The organism is Aquabacterium sp. (genome assembly GCF_044226965.1).
Lineage (GTDB): Bacteria > Pseudomonadota > Gammaproteobacteria > Burkholderiales > Burkholderiaceae_C > Pseudaquabacterium.
The window spans coordinates 17,309-39,676 of record NZ_JBGAGA010000031.1 but is presented as its reverse complement, the minus strand read 5'-3'; the positions used below and the strand labels follow the sequence as shown (position 1 = coordinate 39,676).

At 68.7% G+C, this 22,368-nt stretch carries 22 protein-coding genes; 11 read left to right on the top strand and 11 right to left on the bottom strand.

Annotation, left to right across the window (positions count from 1 at the left end):
• Positions 1–2: 2 nt before the first annotated feature.
• Genes ACILR4_RS15330 through ACILR4_RS15305 form a run of 6 tightly spaced genes read right to left on the bottom strand, consistent with a single transcriptional unit; the run spans position 3 to position 6,474 of the window.
• Complete coding sequence (locus ACILR4_RS15330; protein ID WP_395701718.1) at positions 3–3,431, bottom strand: pilus assembly protein; 3,429 nt, start codon at positions 3,429–3,431, stop codon at positions 3–5.
• Positions 3,432–3,477: 46 nt separating this feature from the next.
• Positions 3,478–4,038 carry a hypothetical protein gene (locus ACILR4_RS15325; protein WP_395701717.1) on the bottom strand — a complete coding sequence of 187 codons (561 nt, stop codon included), beginning with the start codon at positions 4,036–4,038 and terminating at the stop codon, positions 3,478–3,480.
• Positions 4,039–4,048: 10 nt separating this feature from the next.
• The gene (locus ACILR4_RS15320; protein ID WP_395701716.1) at positions 4,049–5,128 is read right to left on the bottom strand and encodes a PilW family protein; all 1,080 of its coding nucleotides are present in this window, start codon (positions 5,126–5,128) and stop codon (positions 4,049–4,051) included.
• A gap of 7 nt (positions 5,129–5,135) precedes the next feature.
• Positions 5,136–5,582: a pilus assembly protein PilV gene (locus ACILR4_RS15315; RefSeq protein ID WP_395701715.1), complete on the bottom strand. Its 447-nt coding sequence runs from the start codon at positions 5,580–5,582 to the stop codon at positions 5,136–5,138.
• Positions 5,579–6,055 carry a GspH/FimT family pseudopilin gene (locus tag ACILR4_RS15310; RefSeq protein ID WP_395701714.1) on the bottom strand — a complete coding sequence of 159 codons (477 nt, stop codon included), beginning with the start codon at positions 6,053–6,055 and terminating at the stop codon, positions 5,579–5,581. Before ACILR4_RS15310 ends, ACILR4_RS15315 begins: the two co-directional genes overlap by 4 nt.
• Positions 6,043–6,474: a type IV pilin protein gene (locus ACILR4_RS15305; protein ID WP_395701713.1), complete on the bottom strand. Its 432-nt coding sequence runs from the start codon at positions 6,472–6,474 to the stop codon at positions 6,043–6,045. Before ACILR4_RS15305 ends, ACILR4_RS15310 begins: the two co-directional genes overlap by 13 nt.
• A gap of 317 nt (positions 6,475–6,791) precedes the next feature.
• Here ACILR4_RS15305 and ACILR4_RS15300 point away from each other — a divergent pair, with 317 nt between their 5' ends.
• The 9 genes from ACILR4_RS15300 (at position 6,792) to ACILR4_RS15260 (ending at position 15,323) form a co-directional block, all read left to right on the top strand.
• Complete coding sequence (locus ACILR4_RS15300) at positions 6,792–7,886, top strand: sterol desaturase family protein (RefSeq protein ID WP_395701712.1); 1,095 nt, start codon at positions 6,792–6,794, stop codon at positions 7,884–7,886.
• Between the two features lie 127 nt (positions 7,887–8,013).
• Positions 8,014–8,838, top strand: coding sequence for an IclR family transcriptional regulator (locus tag ACILR4_RS15295; RefSeq protein ID WP_395701711.1), 825 nt, complete (start codon positions 8,014–8,016; stop codon positions 8,836–8,838).
• Complete coding sequence (locus ACILR4_RS15290; protein ID WP_395701710.1) at positions 8,835–9,611, top strand: ABC transporter ATP-binding protein; 777 nt, start codon at positions 8,835–8,837, stop codon at positions 9,609–9,611. Before ACILR4_RS15295 ends, ACILR4_RS15290 begins: the two co-directional genes overlap by 4 nt.
• Before the next feature lie 2 nt (positions 9,612–9,613).
• The gene (locus ACILR4_RS15285) at positions 9,614–10,318 is read left to right on the top strand and encodes an ABC transporter ATP-binding protein (RefSeq protein WP_395701709.1); all 705 of its coding nucleotides are present in this window, start codon (positions 9,614–9,616) and stop codon (positions 10,316–10,318) included.
• A 43-nt stretch (positions 10,319–10,361) separates the two neighbouring features.
• Positions 10,362–11,576, top strand: coding sequence for an ABC transporter substrate-binding protein (locus ACILR4_RS15280; protein WP_395701708.1), 1,215 nt, complete (start codon positions 10,362–10,364; stop codon positions 11,574–11,576).
• Positions 11,577–11,677: 101 nt separating this feature from the next.
• Complete coding sequence (locus ACILR4_RS15275; RefSeq protein WP_395701707.1) at positions 11,678–12,562, top strand: branched-chain amino acid ABC transporter permease; 885 nt, start codon at positions 11,678–11,680, stop codon at positions 12,560–12,562.
• Positions 12,562–13,521 (top strand): branched-chain amino acid ABC transporter permease, encoded by a 960-nt coding sequence (locus ACILR4_RS15270; protein WP_395701706.1) that lies wholly within the window; start codon positions 12,562–12,564, stop codon positions 13,519–13,521. Before ACILR4_RS15275 ends, ACILR4_RS15270 begins: the two co-directional genes overlap by 1 nt.
• A 22-nt stretch (positions 13,522–13,543) precedes the next feature.
• Positions 13,544–14,821, top strand: a complete 1,278-nt coding sequence (locus ACILR4_RS15265; protein WP_395701705.1) for a GNAT family N-acetyltransferase — start codon at positions 13,544–13,546, stop codon at positions 14,819–14,821.
• Positions 14,822–14,918: 97 nt separating this feature from the next.
• The gene (locus ACILR4_RS15260) at positions 14,919–15,323 is read left to right on the top strand and encodes a hypothetical protein (RefSeq protein WP_395701704.1); all 405 of its coding nucleotides are present in this window, start codon (positions 14,919–14,921) and stop codon (positions 15,321–15,323) included.
• On the opposite strand, the gene ruvB is transcribed toward ACILR4_RS15260, so the two are convergent.
• Genes ruvB through ACILR4_RS15240 form a run of 4 tightly spaced genes read right to left on the bottom strand, consistent with a single transcriptional unit; the run spans position 15,320 to position 19,629 of the window.
• Positions 15,320–16,387, bottom strand: coding sequence for a Holliday junction branch migration DNA helicase RuvB (gene ruvB, locus ACILR4_RS15255; protein ID WP_395701703.1), 1,068 nt, complete (start codon positions 16,385–16,387; stop codon positions 15,320–15,322). The two genes, ACILR4_RS15260 and ruvB, sit on opposite strands and share 4 nt — an antisense overlap.
• Positions 16,388–16,440: 53 nt before the next feature.
• Entirely contained in the window at positions 16,441–17,016 is a 576-nt protein-coding gene (ruvA, locus tag ACILR4_RS15250; protein WP_395701702.1) for a Holliday junction branch migration protein RuvA, read from the bottom strand.
• A 52-nt stretch (positions 17,017–17,068) separates the two neighbouring features.
• Positions 17,069–17,716, bottom strand: coding sequence for a response regulator (locus ACILR4_RS15245; protein ID WP_395701701.1), 648 nt, complete (start codon positions 17,714–17,716; stop codon positions 17,069–17,071).
• Positions 17,717–17,757: 41 nt separating this feature from the next.
• Positions 17,758–19,629, bottom strand: coding sequence for an ATP-binding protein (locus ACILR4_RS15240; protein WP_395701700.1), 1,872 nt, complete (start codon positions 19,627–19,629; stop codon positions 17,758–17,760).
• Positions 19,630–19,736: 107 nt separating this feature from the next.
• On the opposite strand from ACILR4_RS15240, the gene ACILR4_RS15235 reads away from it, so the two are divergent.
• Both ACILR4_RS15235 and ybeY read left to right on the top strand, forming a co-directional pair.
• Positions 19,737–20,696, top strand: coding sequence for a PhoH family protein (locus tag ACILR4_RS15235; RefSeq protein ID WP_395701699.1), 960 nt, complete (start codon positions 19,737–19,739; stop codon positions 20,694–20,696).
• On the top strand, positions 20,693–21,151 hold the full coding sequence (ybeY, locus tag ACILR4_RS15230; protein ID WP_395701698.1) for an rRNA maturation RNase YbeY: 459 nt from the start codon (positions 20,693–20,695) through the stop codon (positions 21,149–21,151). The genes ACILR4_RS15235 and ybeY overlap by 4 nt, the downstream gene beginning before the upstream one ends.
• A gap of 19 nt (positions 21,152–21,170) precedes the next feature.
• Here the strand turns inward: ybeY and hemB are convergent, their stop codons facing one another.
• Positions 21,171–22,175, bottom strand: coding sequence for a porphobilinogen synthase (gene hemB / locus ACILR4_RS15225; RefSeq protein ID WP_395701697.1), 1,005 nt, complete (start codon positions 22,173–22,175; stop codon positions 21,171–21,173).
• Positions 22,176–22,368: the final 193 nt, after the last annotated feature.

The window sequence follows — 22,368 nt, the reverse complement described above, 5'->3', positions numbered from 1 at the left end:
TGTCAGCGCGCGATCTCGCGCCAGGCGTTCTTGCGTGCCGTGATCGGCGTGGTGTCGTTGATCTGGGTGTTGATGATCGTGCCGTCGTTCAGCCGCACCCAGCGGTACAGGTTGTCATTCGCCTGCACCACCACCGGCGAGGTCGAGTTCGCGGTGGTCGACAGCAGCGTGGTGTCGCCCGATGCATTGAGCACGCCGATGCGGTAGTTGTTGGACGACTGGGTGCAGTTCGAGCCGCCGGCCGTGTTCGCATTCACATGCAGCCAGCCCAGCACGAACTTCGGGTCGACGTTCACCTGCTGGCCGGCCGGCAGGTCCAGGTACCAGCCGCGGCTGGTGTTCCAGTTCATCGTCACGCTGGCCGACACGGTGCCGGAGGTGATCTGCAGCGGCGTCAGCGCCGTGCGCGCGTTCGCCAGGTAGGTGCCATCGGCGATCGCGTAGATCGACTGCACGCTGGAGCTGCCGAAATCGGTGATGTCCAGCATGCGGCCGGTGCCGACCATCACGACCGGGGTGTTGTTGATCTTGGTCAGCTGCGGCCGCGTGGTGATCGGCTGCGTGGCGCCGGAACCGTTCTTCAGCACGGCCAGCAGGGTCGTCGTGCCGGTGTTGAGGTCGAACTTCCACAGGTTGCCGAGCAGGTCGCCGCCGTACACGTAGCGCGCGGTGCCATCGTCGTTGCGGTAGGCCGCGATCTGCGCCAGGCCCGCCTCGGCGCCCACGGCGCCGGCGGTGGTGACGAACTCGCGGATCACCGCGCCGGTGCTGGCGTTGAGCATCCACATGCGGCCCTTGCCGTCGCCGATGGAATTGCCGTTGTCATAGCCCGAGGTGACGAGCGCGACATAGCCGTCGTTCAGCGTCTTCACCACCAGCGGCCGGCCCGTGGTGTAGCCGACATAGGGCGCGTAGCTGCCCTGCGAGGGCGACGGGAAGGTCCACTTCACCTGGGCCGCGGCCGAGGTCTCGTCCAGGCCCTTCGGGCTGGTGACGTCCAGCGCGTAGTAGCTGCGCGCCGCGGCGCCCATGCCGGCCACCAGCAGCTTGCCGCCCGCGTAGGTGCCGATCGTCGGCGTGCCGTCGAGCTTGGTCTTGAAGGTGTAGCCGCGGTCGATGGTCTGGCCGATGCTGGTCAGGCCCGCATACGGCACGTAGGCCCATTCCTCGGCACCGGTGGTGGTGTTGAACGCATGCAGCATGCCTTCGCCGGAGGCCAGGTAGACCACGCCGGTGCCGATGTCCACCACCGGCTCGGCGTTGATCACCGCGCCCAGCAGGCTGGTGCGCGTGCGGTAGGTGGTGCCTTCGCCGGCACGGTTGCCGCGCAGGTAATCGATGACGCCGCTGCTGCTGTAGGTGGCGCTGTCCGGGTTCACGGTGCTGCCGACGTTGGCGCTGGTGAAGCCGATGCCGCCGCCGCTGGTGCCGTTGGAGGTGAAGACCACCCGCGTCGACCAGTTGCGGGCGGTCAGCACCGTGCTGGCCGACCAGGTGGGCGTCCCCGCGATCGTGCCGTTGGTGTTGTTCACCGCGCTGGCGGTCAGGTCGCCGGTCCAGCCGGCCGGGTTGTAGCTGGCTTCATAGGCCTGCCCGTCACTGGCCAGCAGGTTGAAGCTGCTGACGGCCACCGAGGTTTGCGCGCCGACCTGGTTCTTCATGTCGTCCAGACCGGAGCGGATGCGCACGGCGGTTTCTTCCGGCGTGTTGGCCAGGTACATGCGCCCGCGGCCGTTGATCGTGGCATGCCACAGGTCGTCCACCGAGGTCGGGCTGCGGTTGGCCGAGGGGTTGGGCCAGGCCGAGGCCGTGGTGGGCTGGGGCGTGGACTCGCTGAGGAACAAGGTGCCGCGCGCGCCCAGCGCCAGCCCGTAGGTGTTGATGTGCAGGTCGGTGTTCAGGTCGCGCGTGGTGGCCGGTACGGCGCCGCTGCCCAGGTCGCTGCGCGGGTTGTTGGTGTAGTAGCGCAGCGCCAGGTCGGCCAGCGAGCTGGCGTACATCGTCTCGTAAGGCGCGCCGGTGCCCCAGGTGGCGGCCGACTTGCCGCTGTCCCACGAGGGCACGCTGACCGCCGAGGCATTGGCGAAGCCGTCGGTCACGATGAACGCGTTGTTGCGCTGGCAGGAGTACTGCACCACGTTGTACTTGCCCGAGGTCTGGTCGGTGCGCTTGTACTGCTGGCCGATGTAGTTCAGCGTCTCGCGCGTAGGCGTGCCGCCGCTGCCGTTGGCCTCGTAGAAGATGCCGGCCACGCGCTTGCGGTTCGACGTGTCCACGGTGGAGTCCGCGTCGTACATCGCGACGTTGCCCGACAGGCTGTTGAACGCGATCACGCCCAGGCGCATGCCGGTCAGCGTTTCCATCGTCTCGCCCATGGCCGCGGCCAGCATCAGCTTGCGCTTGCGGTAGTACTGGAACCAGTTGGCGAAGTTCTGCAGCTCGGCCGCATAGCTGCGGCCCGACGGGAAGGTGTTGCCGCTCTTGATCTCGTAGCGCTTCAGGGTCGAACCGTCCGGCGCCGTCGTGCAGTCGTCGGTGCCGACGCTGACCGTGCTTGGCACGGTGCACGACTCCTTCACCCAGTAGGTCGCCGGGTAGTAGGACATCGCGACCCGCGTGACGTTGGAGGTCGACGCGTTTTCGTCGGCCGTGAGCGCCGCACTCCACGACCCGCAGCTGCCGTTGGTGGAGTTGCACAGCATCTTCTTCGCACCGCTGGGGATCTTCATGCCCGGCAGCGCGGTGAAGACGGTGTTCGCGTTGGTGTTGGAGGCGATGGAGGTCGTCAGGTCGAAGGTCGTTCCGCCCAGCACCAGGTGCGACTTGGTGGCGCTGGGCGTGGCATCGGCCGGCGTGATGGCGCCCGAGCTCAGCTGCGCCGGCGCCCAGGGCTTGTAGGTGACCAGCGGGTTGTAGTAGATCGGGTTATGGACCGGCGAGACAGCGGGGTCGGACGGCGGCATCTGGTAGACGCCTGCGGTGTCCTTGTAGGCGCCCGACCAGCGCAGGAACGCGAACTGCGTGGTCGGCATGATCGCGAAGTGGTCGTAGGACGCGTCGGCGTAGACCCGGTTGCCCGTGCTTTGCCCGTTGGGGAACAGGTACACCAGCTTGCGCCAGGTGGCATCCGCGTTGCCGGCGGCGTTGAACCAGGTGCTGGTGATGGTGCGCAGCGAAGGGTTCGGGTGCGCGGCGTCCACGCCCCAGCCACTGGCGGTGTCGTAGCGCCACCAGAAGGCCCCGTCGTTGTTGTACATCATCAGCTCCGAGTCCATCGACCCGGAATCGTCCATGCCGAAGATCACGTTGGGCTTGGCCAGCACCGATGCCTTCAACGGCAGCTCGGCCAGGTCCGTGGCGTGCGAGGTTGCCTGGAACAGCAGGCCTCCGAGGGCCAGCAGCGAAGTGGCCAGCTGCAGCGCGATTTTCATGGTGAATCTCCTAGCGGATGACGTGAGCGGCAGAGCAGTCGGCCGGTCAGCCGCCCTTGGTGACCAGCGACTGGGTCCAGGTCTGGGTGCCGCGCTGGTCGGTCACGCGCACGGTGATGCGGAACTGGCGCGAGTTCTTCGGTTGGTAGTCCGGCGCGTCGAAGCTGCGGTCTTCCAGCACGTCGGCCTGCTTGACCAGGCATTCGCGCGAGGCCACCGTCATCGCCGCCACGCTGCACAGGCGATCGACCGCATAGGTCACCGTGTAGCGGCCGACGCCGCCGGCCACGGTGGGCGTGGCGTCGAAGTTGATGCTGGTGGGGATGCCGGTGGTGGCATCGGTGGGCTGCTGGTTGGCCCAGTACCAGGTGCCGTTGGTCGTGTTCTCGTCGGTCAGCGCCTTGATCTGGTTGTAGGCCGCGTTCCAGCCCACCTCGGCGGCGTGCACCGAGGCGTCCTTGCCGGCCACGTTGCCGCTGATCAGGTAGCTGGCCTCGGTCATGCGCGCCAGCGCCAGGCTGCCCAGCAGCATCACGGCGATCAGGATCAGCACCATCAGCATGGTCATGCCCTGCTGGCGCTTCGGGGAGAAGGGTCTGTTCATCATGGTCGTCGGCTCACAGGCCGTAGATGACGTTGCGCAGCGGCGCGACCACGATCTGGGTGCGGTAGCGGTAGCAGGTCCAGTCCGTGACGTCGGGCTCGATGACGTCGTTGAAGAGCTTCGGCTTCCCGGCGGCAAGGGGGGTCGCTTCGCAGACGCCGGACTCCTTGTTGACCTTTTCCTTCTGCGCGCTGCGGATCACGATGCCGATCTGCACCGCCTTGATGCGGCCGATGTTGGTGTTGTCGACGCTGGTCCAGCCGGCATCGGTGGACTTCTGCCAGGCCGCCAGCGGTGCGCGGCTGCCATCGGTCTGCACCGGCGCCGTGGCCGACGCCACGCCGTACATCACGCGCAGGCCGATCACATTGCGCAGCAGCGTGACGGTGGTGCCGTCGAGCATGCGGGTGAGCTGCAGGTCGGTGCCGTTGAGGGCGTAGCGGTTCCACTGCGGCGTGCCGATCAGCGTGACCAGCGAGTTCTCCGGGTAGGTCGCGTTGGTCGTGAAGGTGGCCTGGTTGTAGGTACCGGTGTTGGCGAAGGTCAGGGTTTCCTTCGCGGCGGCGGTGGGGTTCGCGGGCGTGGCGGTGACCGTGCGCAGCAGGCAGGGCGTGCCGACGGTGGGCGCGGCCAGCAGCACGGCCTGGTTGGCGGTGACCGGCAGGTAGGTCTTCAGCGCCACCGAGGTGCCGTCCGAGGTGCCCGAGGTCTTCACGGCCGCACCGGCAGCCACCTCGCTGCCGTAGGCGATGTCGATGCGGTCGTTGTTGCCGACGCGGGTGACCTGCACCGGCGCGAAGGCCGCGTTGTCGCTGACCAGGGCACCGGCGACGCTCATGTTCACCGTGGTGCACAGGTAGTTCAGGTTGCCGAAGAAGCCGAGTCCGCCATTGGCGACGTCGTTCTTGATCGCGGCCAGCACCGAGGCGGTGTTGGCGCCGCCGCTGCCGGTGCCGATGCCCTGGCGCTGCAGCGCGCCGAAAAGCTGGGCGCTGTTGACCGCGGCCATGCTGACGAGCAGGCCGACGACCAGACCGACCATCAGCTCGATGATCGACAGGCCGCGGGCGGGTGTGGAGGGGTGTTTGTTCATGGCTGTCTCACCGGGGATCGCTGATCACGGTGTGGGTGCGCGTGCCGGGCGAGGTGTTGCCGTCCTTGGACGTCCAGGTCCATTGCAGGGTCACGGTCAGGCGGCCGCTGGCATCGGTGCTCACGGTGGGCGTGGCGGCATTGGGCAGCGCGCTCATCACCCGGGTCTTCCAGCCGCTGGTGTAGCTCAGCGCGGTGGCGCCGGCGGCGGTGCAGCTGCCGCTGACGGGCAGCATGTAGCAGGTGGTGTTGCTTGCCGCATCGACCAGCGCGGTGTTGAGCAGTTCGTCGGCGAGTTGCGAGGCCACCATGCGCTGCTGCGCTTCGGTGCCCTGGCTGACCAGGCGGCTCTGGAAGCCCGTCAGCGCGAGCAGGCCGAAGGCCAGGATGGCCAGGGCCACCAGCGCGTCGAACAGGCCGACGCCGCGTTGGGCATGGCGAGGCGTGCTCATCATGAGCAGCTCAGCTTGTTGCCGCACAGGCGCACGTTGCCGCCGGCCTCGACCAGCACGCGCGGGCAGCGCTGCTCGGCCGAGCAGGTGACGCCGGCAAACGTGGTGTCGATGCTGGCCTCGGTGCCGCGCGGGCGGGTCATGCCGTCGCTGCCGAAGTCCAGCGTGGTCACCGTGGCGCTGATGCCGTCGGTGAAGTTGCGGCTGCGGATCACCACCGGCGTGGCCGGGGCCATGTCGAGGATCTGCACCGCGCCGCTGGTCACGCTCAAGCGCACGACGCCGTTGCGCTTGAGCGCCTCGCTCTGTGCGAACAGCGCATCGGCCATCAGCGAGTTGCCGTTCTCGCGCAGCCGCGAGTTGGTGATGTAGTCGCCCAGGTAGGGCGCCGCCATGCCGAGCAGGATCGCGGTGATGACCATGCCGATCATCAGTTCGATCAGCGTCAGGCCGCGCGGGACGTTCACGAGTCGCATACCGATCCCTTCATGCTCCAGCAGCCCGCGTTGGTGCCGTTGGGGTGCGCCGTGGTGGCGCGGACGCCGGTGTTGTCGATCGTGAAGGTGTAGCCGTTCATCGTGCCGCTGCCGGTGGCCGTGGCGATGTAGCTCTGGCCCGCGTTGGCGGCCACGCAGGTCAGCGTGAAGTTGTTGCCGGTGGGCACGGCGGGCACACACGTGCCAGGGGCGCCGGCGGAGTCGTAGCGCCCGGTGTCCTGGTAGGCCTGCTCCATGCGGGCCGCGTACGAGGTCAGCATGTCGAAGGCCACCGGCACGCGCGAACGCATGACGTAGGCCCGATAGGAGGGCAGGGCGACTGCCGCGATGATCGCGAGGATGGCCACCACGATCATGATCTCGATCAATGTGAACCCGCGCTGTCGGTGTGCAGACATCACTTGCTTCCAGTCCCGCGCCGCCTGCATCCCAAGGCGACATTGGTGCGGTCCGGGTGTCCGTGGCGGACGCCTGAACCGGCTTCTGGCAAGGGCATCGGCATCCGGCGCGCTGGGCTTGAGCCCGCACTGGCAATCAGATGTTTCCTGGGCGACGAACGGTCGGGAACAGGTGCCTGAGTGGCGTCGGCGTGCGCGTTGACAGCCGCGCAGGGCCTTCCTATCCTGCCGCTCGTCGCGCCGGCAGACGGGCCGAAGGCCCAGCCAGGCGTTCAGTGTCGCGGTGCCGACCTTCACCCATTGGGGGCAAAAGCAAGATGAAGGACGCGCAAATCATCGTTCTGGCCACGCCGGTGTTTCTCGGGCTGATCGCGCTGGAGCTGGCAGTGGGTTTTGCGCGCGGGCGCAACACCTACCGGCTGCACGATGCGATGGCCAGCATCGGCCTGGGCATGATGAGCCAGGTGATCAGCCTGTTCGTGAAGTTCCTGAACATCGGCCTGTACGCGGCGGTGTTCGGCAGCGTGGCGCTCTTCGCGCTGCCGGTGGATTCACCCTGGGTGTGGCTGGCGGCGCTGCTGCTGTACGACCTGCTCTATTACTGGAAGCACCGCTTCGGCCACCGCGTGGCCCTGGGCTGGGCCGCGCACGTGGTGCACCACCAGAGCGAGGACTACAACCTCTCCACCGCGCTGCGGCAGACCTCCACCGACTGGATCGCCAACTGGGCGTTCTACCTGCCGATGGCGCTGCTGGGCTTTCCGCCGCTGGTGTTTGCGGTGGTCGCGCTGGTCGACCTGCTGTACCAGTACTGGGTGCACACGCAGCAGATCGGCAAGCTCGGCTGGTTCGACCGCTGGTTCTGCGCCCCGTCCAACCACCGCGTGCACCATGCGGTGAACGATGCCTATGTCGACCGGAACTACGGCGGCATCCTGATCGTCTGGGACCGGCTGTTCGGCACCTTCACCGAGGAGCGCGACGACGACCCCTGCGTCTACGGCACGCGCTCCCCGCTGCGCAGCTACAACCCGCTGTGGGCCAACCTCGAGGTGTATGCAGCGCTGGCGCGCGATGCCTGGCATGCCCGCCGCTGGGCCGACAAGCTGCGCGTGTGGTTCAAGCCGCCGGGCTGGCGGCCGGCGGATGTGGCCGCGCGCTTTCCGAGGCCGGCCTTCGACATCCGCCGCATGCAGCGCTTCGACCCGCCCACCGGCCGCCTGCAGCAGGGCCTGGCGCTGCTGCTGTTCATCGGCGTGCTGGGGGCCACCGTGTGGCTGCTGTGGGTGGCGCACACCTTGTCGCTCGCGCAGCTGGGGCTGTGCGCGGCCGGCATCGTGGCGGGCCTGAGCATCGTTGGCTGGCTCGGCGCCGGTCGCGGGCCGGCCATCGAGGCGGCCGCGACAGCTTGACGCGTCGGCCTGCGGGTTAGTCCCCGCAGGGAATACGCGAGGCGGGCGGCGCCGGCGCGCCGCGGCGCTTCTAGACTGCCCGTCCAGCCCATTGAATCTGCATCAACGGGCTGAACCCCCTCCGCCCATGTTCAGCGTGCCGCAACCTGCCCGGTCCGACGCCAGCCCACCGCTGGTGCCGGCAGTGGTGCGTGCCGTGGCGGTGCTCGACCACCTGGCTCGCCAGCGCCAGCCGATGACGATGGCGCGGCTGGCGGCCGACCTCTCGCTGCCCAAGAGCAGCGTGCACGGCCTGTGCAACACCCTGCTGACGCTGGGCTACCTGCGGCGCCGCGCGGATGGCCAGGTGCAGATCGGGCCGAAGGTGATGGGCCTGGCCGAGGCCTTCCTGGCCGGCACCGACGTGACGCGCGAATTCGACGCGCTGTGGCAGCAGGCCGCGCAGGGCCCGGAAGAGACCGTGCTGCTCTCGGTGCTGGATGGTGCCGAGGTGGTGTACCTGGCCGCCCGCAATGGCAGCCGGCCGCTGGGCCTGGCGTTCACGGTGGGCATGCGCCTGCCGGCGCACCTGGCGGCCACCGGCAAGGCGATGCTGGCCTTCCTCGATCCGGCGCAGGTGCGCCAGCGCCTGGGGCCCGGGCCGCTGCCGCAGCTGACCGGCCGCGGCGCGGCCGACCTGGCGATGCTGGACCGGGAACTGGCGCTGACGCGGGCACGCGGCTACAGCGTCGACGACGAGGGCGTGCGCCTGGGCGTGTACTGCATCGCCGCGCCGGTGTTCGACGCCGCCGGCCGCCCGGTGGCCGGTGTCGGCATCTGCCTGAACAAGGCCATGCTGGAGCAGGACGATGCCACCCGCGAGCGCCAGCATGTGCTGGCGACGGCGCATGCGTTGTCGCAGCGCCTGGGAGGCCGGTTGCCCGCCCTGCCGCACGAGGACAGCGCTGCATGAGTGATGCCGACATCCTGCTCGAGACGCGCGAGCTGACGAAGGAGTTCAAGGGCTTCGTCGCCGTCAGCAAGGTCAACCTGAAGGTCCGGCGCGGCAGCATCCACGCGCTGATCGGCCCCAACGGCGCGGGCAAGACCACCTGTTTCAACCTGCTGACCAAGTTCCTGACGCCCAGCTCGGGCCAGATCCTGTTCGACGGTCACGACATCACGCACGAGTCGCCCGCGCACATCGCCCGCCGCGGCGTCATCCGCTCGTTCCAGATCTCCTCGGTGTTTCCGCACCTCACGGTGCTGGAGAACGTGCGCGTCGCGCTGCAGCGCCGGCTCGGCAGCTCTTTCCACTTCTGGCGCTCCGAGGCCAGCCTGAACGTGCTGGACGAGCGCGCGCTGGCGCTGCTGCGCGAGGTGGACCTGGCCCAGTACGCACCGCTGAAGGCGGTGGAGCTGAGCTACGGCCGCAAGCGCGCGCTGGAGATTGCCACCACGCTGGCGATGGAGCCCACGCTGATGCTGCTGGACGAACCCACGCAGGGCATGGGCCTGGAAGACGTGGACCGCATCCGCCGGCTGATCAAGCAGGTGGCGGCCTCGCGCACGGTGCTGATGGTCGAGCACAACATGAGCGTGGTGTCGAGCATTGCCGACACCATCACCGTGCTGCAGCGCGGCGCCACGCTGGCCGAGGGGCCGTACGAGCAGGTGTCGAAGAACCCGGCGGTGATCGAGGCCTACATGGGCAGCGCGCAGACCGAACTCCAAGGCGCGCACTGACCATGGCGACCCCGTTTCTCGAAGTCAAGGACCTGCACGGCTGGTACGGCGAGTCGCACGTGCTGCACGGCGTGAACTTCCAGGTCGACGAAGGCGAGGTCGTCACGCTGCTCGGCCGCAACGGCGCCGGACGGACGAGCACCTTGCGCGCCATCATGGGCCTGATCGGCAGCCGCAAGGGGTCGATCAAGGTCAGGGGCACCGAGACCACCACGCTGCCCACGCACCGCATCGCCCGCCTGGGGCTGGGCTACTGCCCGGAAGAGCGCGGCATCTTCTCCAGCCTCTCGGCCGAGGAGAACCTGATGCTGCCACCCACGCTGGGCCCGGGCGGCATGAGCGTGGAGCAGATCTACGCGATGTTCCCGAACCTGAAGGAGCGGGCCGGCTCCCAGGGGACGCGGCTGTCCGGCGGCGAGCAGCAGATGCTGGCGGTGGCGCGCATCCTGCGCACCGGCGCCAAGCTGCTGCTGCTGGACGAGATCTCCGAAGGCCTGGCACCGGTGATCGTGCAGAAGCTTGCCGAGATGGTGCAGGCGCTGCGCCGCCAGGGCTACACCATCGTGATGGTGGAGCAGAACTTCCGCTTTGCCGCCCCGCTGGCCGACCGTTTCCTGGTGATGGAGCACGGCCAGGTGATCCAGCAATTCAACCAGGCCGAACTGCCCGCTCGCATGGAGCGGCTGCACGAGTACCTTGGCGTCTAGCCATCCTGCACCGACGCCGCACAACCCGACAGGAGCAATGACCATGGCATTCAAACTCAGCAAGATCGGCGCCGCCTGCGCGCTGGCCGCCACGATGACCTTCGGCGCTGCTGCGCAGGCGCAGATCTCCGGCGACGTGATCAAGATCGGCATCATCACCGACATGTCCGGCCTGTACTCGGACATCGACGGCTCGGCCGGTGCCGAAGCCATCAAGATGGCGGTGGCCGACCTGGGCGGCGCGATCAACGGCAAGAAGGTCGAGGTCCTGGTGGCCGACCACCAGAACAAGGCGGACGTGGCTGCCGGCAAGGCGCGCGAGTGGTTCGACACGCAGGGCGTGGACATGCTGATCGGTGGCACCAACTCGGGCACCAACCTGGCGATGGCCAAGGTGGCGGCCGAGAAGAAGAAGCTGTTCATCGCCATTGGCGCAGCCACCTCGGCGCTGACCAACGAGCAGTGCAACCCCTACACCGTGCACTGGGCCTACGACACCGTGGCGCTGGCCAAGGGCACCGGTAATGCAGTGGTCAAGGCCGGCGGCAAGAGCTGGTACTTCCTGACCGCCGACTACGCCTTCGGCGCGCAATTGCAGGCCGACACCTCGGCGGTGGTGAAGGCCGCGGGCGGCACCATCGTCGGCTCGGTCAAGCATCCGCTGTCGGCCAGCGACTTCTCCTCGTTCCTGCTGCAGGCGCAGTCGAGCAAGGCGCAGATCCTGGGCCTGGCCAATGCCGGTGGCGACACGATCAACTCGATCAAGGCCGCCAACGAGTTCGGCATCACCAAGACCATGAAGCTGGCCGGCCTGCTGGTGTTCATCAACGACATCCACTCGCTGGGCCTGAAGACCACGCAGGGCATGTACCTGACCGACAGCTGGTACTGGAACCGCGATGCCGAGACACGCGCGTGGAGCCGCAAGTTCTTCGAGAAGATCAAGCGCATGCCGTCGTCGATCCAGGCGGCGGACTACTCGGCCACGCTGAACTACCTGCAGGCGGTGAAGGCCACTGGTTCGGACGACCCGGACAAGGTGCTGGCCCAGATGAAGAAGACCAAGGTCAACGACATCTTCGCCAAGGGCGGCTACATCCGCGGCGACGGCCGCATGGTGCACGACATGTACCTGATGCAGGTGAAGAGCCCGGACAAGTCCAACGAGCCCTGGGACTACTACAACGTGGTCGAGACCTTCAAGGGCGAGGCGGCTTGGACGACCAAGGCCGAGAGCAAGTGCCCGTTGTGGAAGTGACCCACCCCCGGAGCGCCTTCGGCGCTTCCCCCTCGAGGGGGCGACGCCAGCGGCCCGGCGGAGCCGGTTCCGCGGCGTCTGCTTGGAGCGGCTGACTCCCGATGGAAATCTTTGGCATCCCGCTGCAGGCCTTTCTGGGCCAGCTGCTGCTGGGCCTGGTCAACGGCTCGTTCTACGCGATGCTGAGCCTGGGCCTGGCGGTGATCTTCGGCTTGCTGGGCATCGTGAACTTCGCGCATGGCGCGCTGTACATGATCGGGGCCTACGTGGCCTGGATCGGCGCCGAGAAGCTGGGCATGAACTACTGGCTGGCGCTGGTGGCCGCGCCGCTGGTGGTGGGCGCCCTGGGCGTGGTGATCGAGCGCACGCTGCTCAAGCGGCTGTACAAGCTGGACCCGATCTACGGCCTGCTGCTCACCTTCGGCCTGGCGCTCATCTTCGAAGGCATCTTCCGTGACCAGTACGGTGTCTCCGGTCAGCAGTATTCGGTGCCGGAAGCCCTGCAGGGTGCCACCAACCTGGGCTTCATGGTGCTGCCGAACTACCGTGCCTGGGTGGTGCTGGCCTCGCTCACCGTGTGCCTGGGCACCTGGTTCCTGATCGAGCGCACGCGGCTGGGCGCCTACCTGCGCGCCGGCACCGAGAACCCGGCGCTGGTGCAGGCCTTCGGCATCAACGTGCCGCTGATGGTGATGCTCACCTACGCCGCTGGCGCGGGCCTGGCCGCACTGGCCGGCGTGCTGGCCGCGCCGGTGATCCAGATCACGCCGCTGATGGGCAGCAACCTCATCATCATCGTGTTCGCGGTGGTGGTGATCGGCGGCATGGGCTCGATCCTCGGCTCCATCCTCACCGGCCTGGCCTTGGGGCTGGTCGAAGGCCTGACCAAGGTGTTCTATCCGGAAGCCTCCAGCATCGTGGTGTTCGTGATCATGGCCATCGTGCTGATGGTGCGGCCCGCAGGCCTGTTCGGGAAGGAAAAATGATGGGCGCCGACACCGCGGACGTGCTGTCGCGCCAGGGCCGCTGGGCCTGGGGTGCGGCGCTGGCCTTGCTGATCGTGGCGCCCTTCATCGGCCTGTACCCGGTGTTCGTGATGAAGGCGCTGTGCTACGCGATCTTCGCCTGCGCGTTCAACCTGTTGCTGGGCTTCACCGGCCTGCTGTCCTTCGGCCACGCGGCCTACCTGGGCGCCGCGGCCTACGTCACCGGCTGGCTGGTGCGCTCGGCGGGCTGGTCGCCCGAACTGGGGCTCGTCGCCGGCACGCTGTTCGCCGCCGTGCTCGGGCTGGTGGTCGGTGCCATCGCGATCCGCCGCCAGGGCATCTACTTCGCGATGATCACGCTGGCGATGGCGCAGATGATCTATTTCGTCTGGCTGCAGGCGCCGTTCACCGGCGGCGAGGACGGCCTGCAGGGCGTGCCGCGCGGCAAGCTGTTCGGCCTGCTGTCGCTGGAAAGCGACCTGGTGCTGTACTTCGTGGTGCTGGCCATCTTCGTCGCGGTATTCCTGTTCGTCGTGCGCGTCGTGCATTCGCCTTACGGCCAGGTGCTGAAGGCCATCCGCGAGAACGAACCGCGCGCCGTGTCGCTGGGCTATGAGGTCGACCGCTACAAGCTGCTGGCCTTCGTGCTGTCCACCGCGCTGGCCGGGCTGGCGGGCTCGCTGAAGACGCTGGTGCTGGGCTTCGCCACCTTGAGTGACGCGCACTGGTCGCTGTCCGGCGAAGTGGTGCTGATGACCTTGCTCGGCGGGATGGGCACCTTCGCCGGACCGGTCATCGGCGCGTTCACCATCATCGGGCTGCAGGACTACCTGGCCGACCGCGTCGGCGCCTGGGTCACGGTGATCATCGGCGTGATCTTCGTGGTCTGCGTCATCGCCTTCCGCCGCGGCTTCATCGGCGAGCTGATCGCCTGGCGCCAGCGCCGCAGCGCCGGTTGAATGGCCGGGTACATTGCGCGGCATGAGTGATGCTGCGCCCCTTGCTGCCACCCCTTCACGTTCACCCCGCCAGCGCCTGAAGCGCGCAATCGCCAGCCTCGGCGACAAGCGCCGCGCGCGACGCAGCCCGAGCGGGCTGGACTTCGTGCTGGCCGACCGCATCGGCTTCATGAACCCGGCGCACTGGGATGCGCTGGCGCGGCAGACCGTGTTCCTCTCGCGCGAGTACCTCGCGGTGCTGGAGCAGCATGCACCGGTGAACGTCGAACCACGTTATGCCCTGGCCTTTGCCGAGGGCGAGCCGGTGGCGGCGATGCTGTTCCAGCGCGTGCTGGTCGGCGGCGACCGGCTGCGCAAGCCGCCGCCGAAGCGGTCGCTGCTCGACAAGCCGGTGGCGCGGCTGCAGGAGCGGCTGCTGGTGTGCGGCAACCTGCTGGTGTGGGGCGCACGCGGCGTGGCCTTCGCGCCGGAGGTGGACGCCGCGCAGCTGTGGCATGGGGTGGGGGAAGCGATGTACCGGCTGCGCCGCGGCAACAAGCTGCTGGGCGAGTCGGACATCGCGCTGGTCAAGGACTTCGGTGGCGAGGCGCCGGTGGTGCGTGAATCGCTGCGCCTGCTGGGCTACCGCAGTGTCGACACCGAGCCCGACATGGTGCTGAGCCTCGCACCCGGCTGGCGCCACTTCGACGACTACCTCGCCAGCCTGACCTCGGGCTACCGCAGCAGCGCGAAGAAGCTGCTGAAGGACTGCGCGGCCGCCGGCATCGCGCTGCGCGGCATCGACGCAGCCGAGATGGCCGCGCGCCAGCACGAGCTGCACGCGCTGTATGGGCAGGTGCACCAGGCCCAGGGCCTGCGCCTGGCCTCGCTGCAGCCGGGTTACCTGCCGGCGATGGCGCAGGCGCTGGGCCCGCAGCGCTTCGCCTGCCGCGTGGCCGAACGGGATGGCAGGCTGCTCGGCTTCGTCACCGCGGTGAACGACGGTGACACGGCGCTGGGCTACTACATCGGCTACGACCGCGAGGCCAACGCGGCCGCGCCGATCTACCTGACCCTGCTGCAATCGACGATCGAGGACGCGCTGCGCTTCGGCGCGCGGCGGCTGTCGCTCGGCCGCACTGCGCTGGAACCGAAGGCGCGCATGGGCTGCAAGCCAGAGCCGCTGGCCTGCGCGGCGCGGCACCGCGTCTCGGCCGTGAACGGGCTGGTGGGCGCGCTGACGCGCACCGCCACGCACGACGAGCCGCCCGAACGCAGTCCGTTCAAGGGCGGCGGCGCGACCAGGCCGGCTGACGGCTGAAACGCGCCGCCCCGCTCACCGCGCTGCCAACGCGGGCTTTCCAGCGCCGGCTGCCAGGCCTATGCTGCGGGCTTCGGGTCGAGCAGCGGAGGTGGTCATGGCCATCCGTCGTTTGAGCAAGTCCGATGCGCCGATGTCCTTCGGCGTGTTCCGGCCGATCGGGCATGTGGTGGTGGCGTTCCAGAGCGATGCCATTGCCGCCGAGGCTGCTGCGCTGCTGCGCGCGCAGGGCTTCGATGCCGAGGACGTGCTGCAGTACAGCGCCGACGAGGAAGGCAGCCTGATGTCGACGATGCTGGACCACACCAGCGGCGTGGCCGGCTTCGGCTACGAGGTGACCTTGATGCGGCGCTACCAGGAACTGGCCCACGAAGGCTGCGGCTGGCTGGTGGTGTATGCGCCGGACGACGACCATGCCCAGCGCGTGGCGGCCGTCGCGCAGCGCTTTGGCGCCCGGCTGGCCGAGCGCTATCACCGGCTGCTGATCGAAGACCTGATCTAGCTGCCCGTGAACAGGTCGCCGCTGCCAGCCGACGCAGGCGGCGCCAGGCCGAGGTGGCGGTAGGCCGCCAGCGTGGCCACGCGGCCGCGCGGCGTGCGCTGCAGAAAGCCCTGCATGATCAGGTAGGGCTCGATCACGTCTTCAATGGTGCCCGGCTCCTCGCCGATGGCCGCGGCCACGTTGTCCAGGCCCACCGGGCCGCCGTCGAAGCGCTGCACCACGGCTTCGAGCAGCTTGCGGTCCATCAGGTCGAAGCCCTCGGGGTCGACGTCCAGCATCTTCAGCGCCTTGTCGGCCATCTCGCGGGTGATCACGCCCTGGCCCTTGACCTCGGCATAGTCGCGCACCCGTCGCAGCAGCCGGTTGGCGATGCGCGGCGTGCCGCGCGAGCGGCGCGCGATCTCGAACGCGCCCTCGGCCTGGATCGGCACGTTCATCAGGCCGGCAGAGCGCTTGACGATGGTGCCCAGCTCGGCCGGCGTGTAGAACTCCAGCCGCGCGACGATGCCGAAGCGGTCGCGCAGCGGATTGGTCAGCATGCCGGCGCGTGTGGTGGCGCCCACCAGCGTGAAGGGCTGCAGATCGAGCTTGATCGAGCGCGCGGCCGGGCCGTCGCCGATCATGATGTCGATCTGGTAGTCCTCCAGCGCCGGGTACAGGATTTCCTCGACCACCGGGCTCAGGCGGTGGATCTCGTCGATGAAGAGTACGTCGTTCTTCTCGAGGTTGGTCAGGATCGCGGCCAGGTCCTTGGGCTTCTCCAGCACCGGGCCCGAGGTCTGGCGCAGGTTCACGCCCAGCTCGGCGGCGATGATGTGGCTGAGCGTGGTCTTGCCCAGGCCGGGTGGGCCGAACAGCAGCACATGGTCGAGCGCCTCGGCACGCTTGCGCGCCGCGCCGATGAAGATCTCCAGCTGCTCGCGTGCCTTGGCCTGGCCGACGTACTCCTGCAGCTGCTTGGGCCGCAGCGCGCGCTCCAGCGCTTCTTCCTGCGGCGATTGCCGCGCGGCGCTCACCACCCGCGGCGCGGGCGGGGCGGCGAAGTCATCGGTCTGTATGCCCATACAGCCGATTGTCCACTGCCGGCGCCGGCTTGCCTACCTGCGGGATCGTCAACCTACTTGGACAGCGCCTTCAGCGCGAGCTTGATGCCCTCGGCCACGCCGATGTCCGGCGGCAGCGCCTTCAAGGCCGCGGCGGCCTCGCGTTCGTTGTAGCCGAGCGCGATCAGCGCCTGCACGATGTCGCCCTGCGTGTCGTTGGCCACTGCCGCGCCGGGCTGGCCGAGGTCGGGCCCGAGCTTGCCCTTCAACTCCAGCAGCAGGCGCTCCGCGGTCTTCTTGCCGATGCCGGGCACCTTGACCAGCCGCCCGGCCTGCTGCTGCGTGACGGCCTGGCTGAGCTCGCCGACCGACAGGCCGGACAGGATGGACAGCGCGGTGCGCGGTCCGATGCCCGAGATGCGGATCAGCTGGCGGAAGGTGGCGCGCTCCTCGTGTGTGAGGAAGCCGTAGAGCAGCTGCGCGTCCTCGCGCACGACGAAATGCGTGAGCAGCGTGGTGCGCTCGCCCAGGCCCGGCAGGTTGTAGAAGCTGGACATCGGCACGTCGACCTCGTAGCCGACGCCGCCGACATCGATGAGCACCTGCGGGGGCGATTTCTCCGCGATGACGCCCGTGAGCCGTCCGATCATGGGCGGCGATTATCGGCGGCCGCTGCAGCCGCCGAGTTTCTAACGCATGAAATCAGCGGCGGAACAGTCCGAGGCGCTGCGCTTCCAGCGCGGCCTCGGCACGCGAGCTGACATTGAGCTTGCGGTAGATCTGCTTGACGTAGTCGGCGATGGTGTGGCGCGACAGGCCCAGCTGCACGCCGATCTCGGGCAGCGTGAAGCCCTTGGCCACGCGCAGCAGCACTTCGCTCTCGCGTTCGGTCAGCGAGACATCGGGCATCGTCGGCGCCTGCTGCTTGGGCTGCGACGCGAAATACTTGATGACCTTGCGCGCGATCGACGGCGACAGCGGCGGCTCGCCCTGGCTGATGCGCTGCAGCTGCTCGGTGATCAGTTCGCGCGACTGTTCCTTCAGGATGTAGCCGTAGGCGCCGGCCTGCAGCGCGGGGAACAGGTGATCGTCGTCGTCGTGGATCGTCACCACCACCGACTGTGCGTCGGGCTGCGCCTCGCGCAGCGCGGCAACCACGTCGGTGCCGCTGCCGTCGGGCAGGCCGAGGTCGATCAGGGCCAGCTGGAAGCGCATGGCCGACACGTGCGCTAACGCGTCATGCACGCGTGAGCACTCGGTGATGGTCGCGTTCGGGAACACCTGCAGCACCAGGCTCTTGAGCCATGCGCGTATCTCGGGCAGGTCTTCGAGCAGCAGGATGTTGTTCATGCGGAGGTCCCAACGACTTTGCGCGGCATGGTAGCAGTCGCTTACGTCGCCGTGACATGCCTATCGAGCGGCAGCGTGAGACGTATCACGGTTCCATAGCCCGGACCGGACTCGACCAGGCACTGCCCCTGCAGTTGCTTGGCGCGACCCTTCATGCTGGCCATGCCGTGCCCCTTGTCGAGCTTGCCGTCGAGCTCCAGCGGGATGCCGTTGCCGTTGTCCTGGATCACCAGCTGGAAGTCGCCTTCGGCGATCGAGCAGCGCACCGAGCAGTGCGAGGCGCCGCTGTGCTTGATGATGTTGCTCACCGCCTCGCGCAGGATGCGCGTGGTCTGCACGAAGGCGCGGGCCGACAGCGTACCGGTCACTTCCTCGTCGGGCGGCGAGTCCCATTCGCCTTCGACGCCCGATTGCGTCAGGCGTGACACCACCTCGGCGCGCCAGTCGCCCAGCGCGTCCGACAGGCGCACCGGCTTGCCGGTGAGGCCGCGCACCGACAGCCGCATTTCCTCCAGCGCCTCGCGCGCCAGGGTCGAGATGCGCTCGTCGTTGCTGGTGTGCACGATGGTCAGCAGCTTGGCGCCCAGGTCGTCGTGCAGGTCGGCGGCGATGCGCTTGCGCTCGCGGTCGGTGACCTGCTCGACCTTCAGCTCCGACAGCTGCGCGAAGTTGCGCTCAATCTGCGCGGTGGCTTCGCGGATGCGCACCTCCAGCTCGGCGCGGCCCTGCTCGGCCGACTCGAGCGCCTGGCCGTAGCGCTGCACCATGCGCAGCCCCAGCGACAGGAACACCAGCGAAGCCACCAGTTGCGCGACGAAGCCGATGCGCGCGTCGGCCTGCGTCTGCAGTGCGAGGAATTCGGTGGCCAGCGCCAGGCCCACCACCGCCAGCAGCGGCCCCATCAGCCACAGCTGCTGCTGGCGGCGGCGGTGGCTGTCCAGCATGTAGAACACCGCGGCGGCGGCGATCTCCATCGACAGCAGCGCGGACCAGGCCGAGGACAGGCCGTGCAGCCAGTCCGGCGGCGTCGCGACCAGGCTGGCGGCCACCAGGCCGCATTGCACCGGCAGGCCAAGGTCCAGCCAGCGCAGGCGTCGGCCCGCATAGCGCACCAGGAACTGCACGGCGGCCATCGTGATCAGGCTCATCAGCACCGCGAGCATCAGTTCGCTCGTGCGGTGCGGCCAGGGCAGGTCGGTCAACCACAGGCGCGAGAGCACCAGGGCCCAGCCCATCATCACCGCGCCGAAGTAGGCCAGGTAGCTCTGCTTGCGGTTGCGCCAGCCCATCATGAACATGAAGCTGCCCATCAGGATCAGCGTGCCGCTGACGATCTCGGGCAGGCGGATGGCCAGCGCCATGCGCATCTGGTGACGCCGCGCGAGCGCCTCGTGGGCGCCCAGCTCCACCCGCGACAGGCCGCCCGCGCGCTGGGCCGAGCCCACCTCGTCGAGCGCGAAGCCGCGCACCAGCAGGTCCACCGCATTGCCCTTGGCCACCAGCAGGCCGGCCGGCACCGGCACCAGCTGCGGCTGCTGGCAGTTGCGCGACACCGGCTCGCTCATGCGGCCGCCGCGATACACCAGCTGGCCGTTGACCACCACCTCCAGCGTGCTGCAGGCGCGCTCGATGTACAGCGCGTACAGCGTGCTGCCGGCATTGCCCGGCACCTCGGCGTCGAAGTTCAGGCGGTAGCCCACCGTGCCGCTGAAGTGGGGGCGGGTGGCCGACCAGTCGTCGGGCAGCGACAAGGTGCGCGCCTGGGTCCAATCGACCACGCCGTTGCCGGCCGGCGCCACCTGGGCCTGCTGGAACACCAGCGTCTGGGCGCTGGCGGCGGCGAGCCAGCCGCACAGCAGCAGCGTGCCGAGCAGCCAGCGCAGCCAGGCCCGGGGGATCGGCAGCTCGGACATGGCGCGCGATTCTGCCGGAAGGCCCTGCGCGCGCCGTGGTGGCGATCGTTGGACAATTCGCGCCTTTGCCGACTATTGCCGGGCCCTCGCTTCGCAGGGCCGCCCCGATGCTGCGCCACACCTTCGAACCGATCGACAACCCGCGCCTGGCCCACCTCTGCGGTGCGCTGGACGAGCACCTGCGCACGATCGAGATTGCACTGGACGTGCGCATCGCGCGCCGCGAGGCCAGTTTCTCGGTCGATGGCGATCGGGCCGCGGCCGAACGCACGCTGGCCTTGCTGAAGGTGTTGTACCAGCGCGCCGCGCGGCCCATTCCGGCCGAGGCGCTGCAGCTGGCGCTGGTCGAGGCCCGCAGCGCGCCGGCGGAGGCCGCCGCTGCGCGGCCCGACGATCACGGCATCGTGCTGCACACCCGGCGCGCCGACCTGCGCGGCCGCACGCCCAACCAGCTGGGCTACCTGCAGAACATCCTGGGCCACGACATCACGTTCGGCATCGGCCCGGCCGGCACCGGCAAGACCTACCTCGCGGTGGCCTGCGCGGTCGACGCGCTGGAGCGCAGCAGCGTGCAGCGCATCGTGCTGACACGGCCGGCAGTGGAGGCCGGCGAGCGGCTGGGCTTCCTGCCCGGCGACCTGACGCAGAAGGTCGACCCCTACTTGCGCCCGCTGTACGACGCGCTGTACGACCTGATGGGCTTCGACCGTGTCAGCGCGGCGTTCGAGAAGGGCGCGCTGGAGATCGCCCCGCTGGCCTTCATGCGTGGCCGCACGCTGAACCACGCGTTCGTGATCCTCGACGAGGCGCAGAACACCACCAGCGAGCAGATGAAGATGTTCCTCACGCGCATCGGCTTCGGCTCGCGCGCGGTGATCACCGGCGACGTGAGCCAGGTCGACCTGCCGCGCGGCACGACCAGCGGCCTGGTCGATGCCGAACGCGTGCTGGCCAAGGTGCGCGGCATTGCCTTCAGCCGCTTCACCGCGGCCGACGTGGTGCGGCACCCGCTGGTGGCGCGCATCGTCGAGGCCTACGACGCCGCCGCGGCGAAGAGGCCGGCATGACCCGCGGTCAGCTGCCGAAGCCCACGCTGCAGCTGTCACTGCAGTTCGCCGATGCGCGGCACCGCGACCAGCTGCCGCGCCACAAGGTGCAGCGCTGGCTGCGCGCCGCGCTGGAGGCGCCGGCGGAGCTCACGGTGCGCATCGTCGACGCCGACGAGGGCCAGGCGCTGAATCGCGACTTCCGCGGCAAGGACTACGCGACCAACGTGCTGACCTTCGACTACCAGCACGAGCCGGTGGTGGTGGCCGACCTGGTGCTGGCCGCGCCGGTGGTCGAGCGCGAGGCGGCCGAACTGGGCATTCCGCTGGCCGCTCACTATGCGCATTTGCTGGTGCACGGCGCGCTGCATGCCCAGGGCTACGACCACGAGCACGAGGACGAGGCCGCCGCGATGGAGGCGCGCGAGACCGAGCTGATGCTCGGCCTGGGGCTGCACGACCCCTACGCCCGCTGAGCGGGACGGGGCGGCCGGGTCAGGCCTCGCGCAGCTTGCGCGCGGCGTCGAGCGCGAAGTAGCTCAGGATGCCGTCGGCACCGGCCCGCTTGAAGGCCAGCAGAGACTCCATCATCACCGCATCGTGGTCGAGCCAGCCATTGGCGGCGGCGGCCTTCAGCATCGCGTATTCGCCGCTGACCTGGTAGACGAAGGTCGGCATGCGGAACTCGTCCTTCACCCGGCGCACGATGTCGAGGTAGGGCATGCCGGGCTTGACCATCACCATGTCGGCACCTTCGGCGATGTCCAAGCCCACCTCGCGCAGCGCCTCGTCGCTGTTGCCAGGGTCCATCTGGTAGACCTTCTTGTCGCTCTTGCCGAGGTTGCCCTTGCTGCCCACCGCGTCGCGGAACGGGCCGTAGAACGCGGACGCGTACTTCGCGCTGTAGGCCATGATGCGGGTGTGGATGCGGCCGGCCTCCTCGAGCGCCTGGCGGATCGCACCGATGCGGCCGTCCATCATGTCGCTGGGGGCGACGATGTCCACGCCCGCCTCGGCCTGCGCCAGCGCCTGCGCGCGCAGCACGGCCACGGTGGGGTCGTTCAGGATGTAGCCGGTATCGTCGAGCAGTCCATCCTGGCCGTGCGAGGTGTAGGGGTCCAGCGCCACGTCGGTCAGCACGCCCAGCGTCGGGAACCTGTCCTTCAGCGCCCGCACCGTGCGCGGCACCAGGCCGTCGGGGTTGGTGGCCTCACGGCCATCAGGGGTTTTCAGCGCCGGGTCGATCACCGGGAACAGCGCCATCACCGGCACGCCCAGCGCCACGCACTGTTCGGCCTGCGGCAGCAGGCGGTCGATGGACAGGCGCTGCACGCCCGGCATGCTGGCCACGTCCTGGACCTGGTTGTGGCCGTCGAGCACGAATACCGGATAAATCAAGTCCGAGGCGTGAAGCCGGTGCTCACGCACCAGTTCACGGGTGAAGGCGTCGCGGCGCAACCGGCGCGGCCGGCTGGCGGGAAACGGGGGCAGGCGGGTCATCGTCAGGGCTCCACGGGCAGGGGGCGGACGGCGGCCGGCGCAGGGTCGGAGAGGCCGTTCCGAGGAGAACAAATCCTCGTTTGCCCTGACCGTTGATGGATGCGCAAACCGGCTCGATCTGCTAATATTGACAGCGAATGATATCTCGCAAGAGGTGTCATTCCCTGCTTTTCCTCCCTGAGCAGGTGCCTTA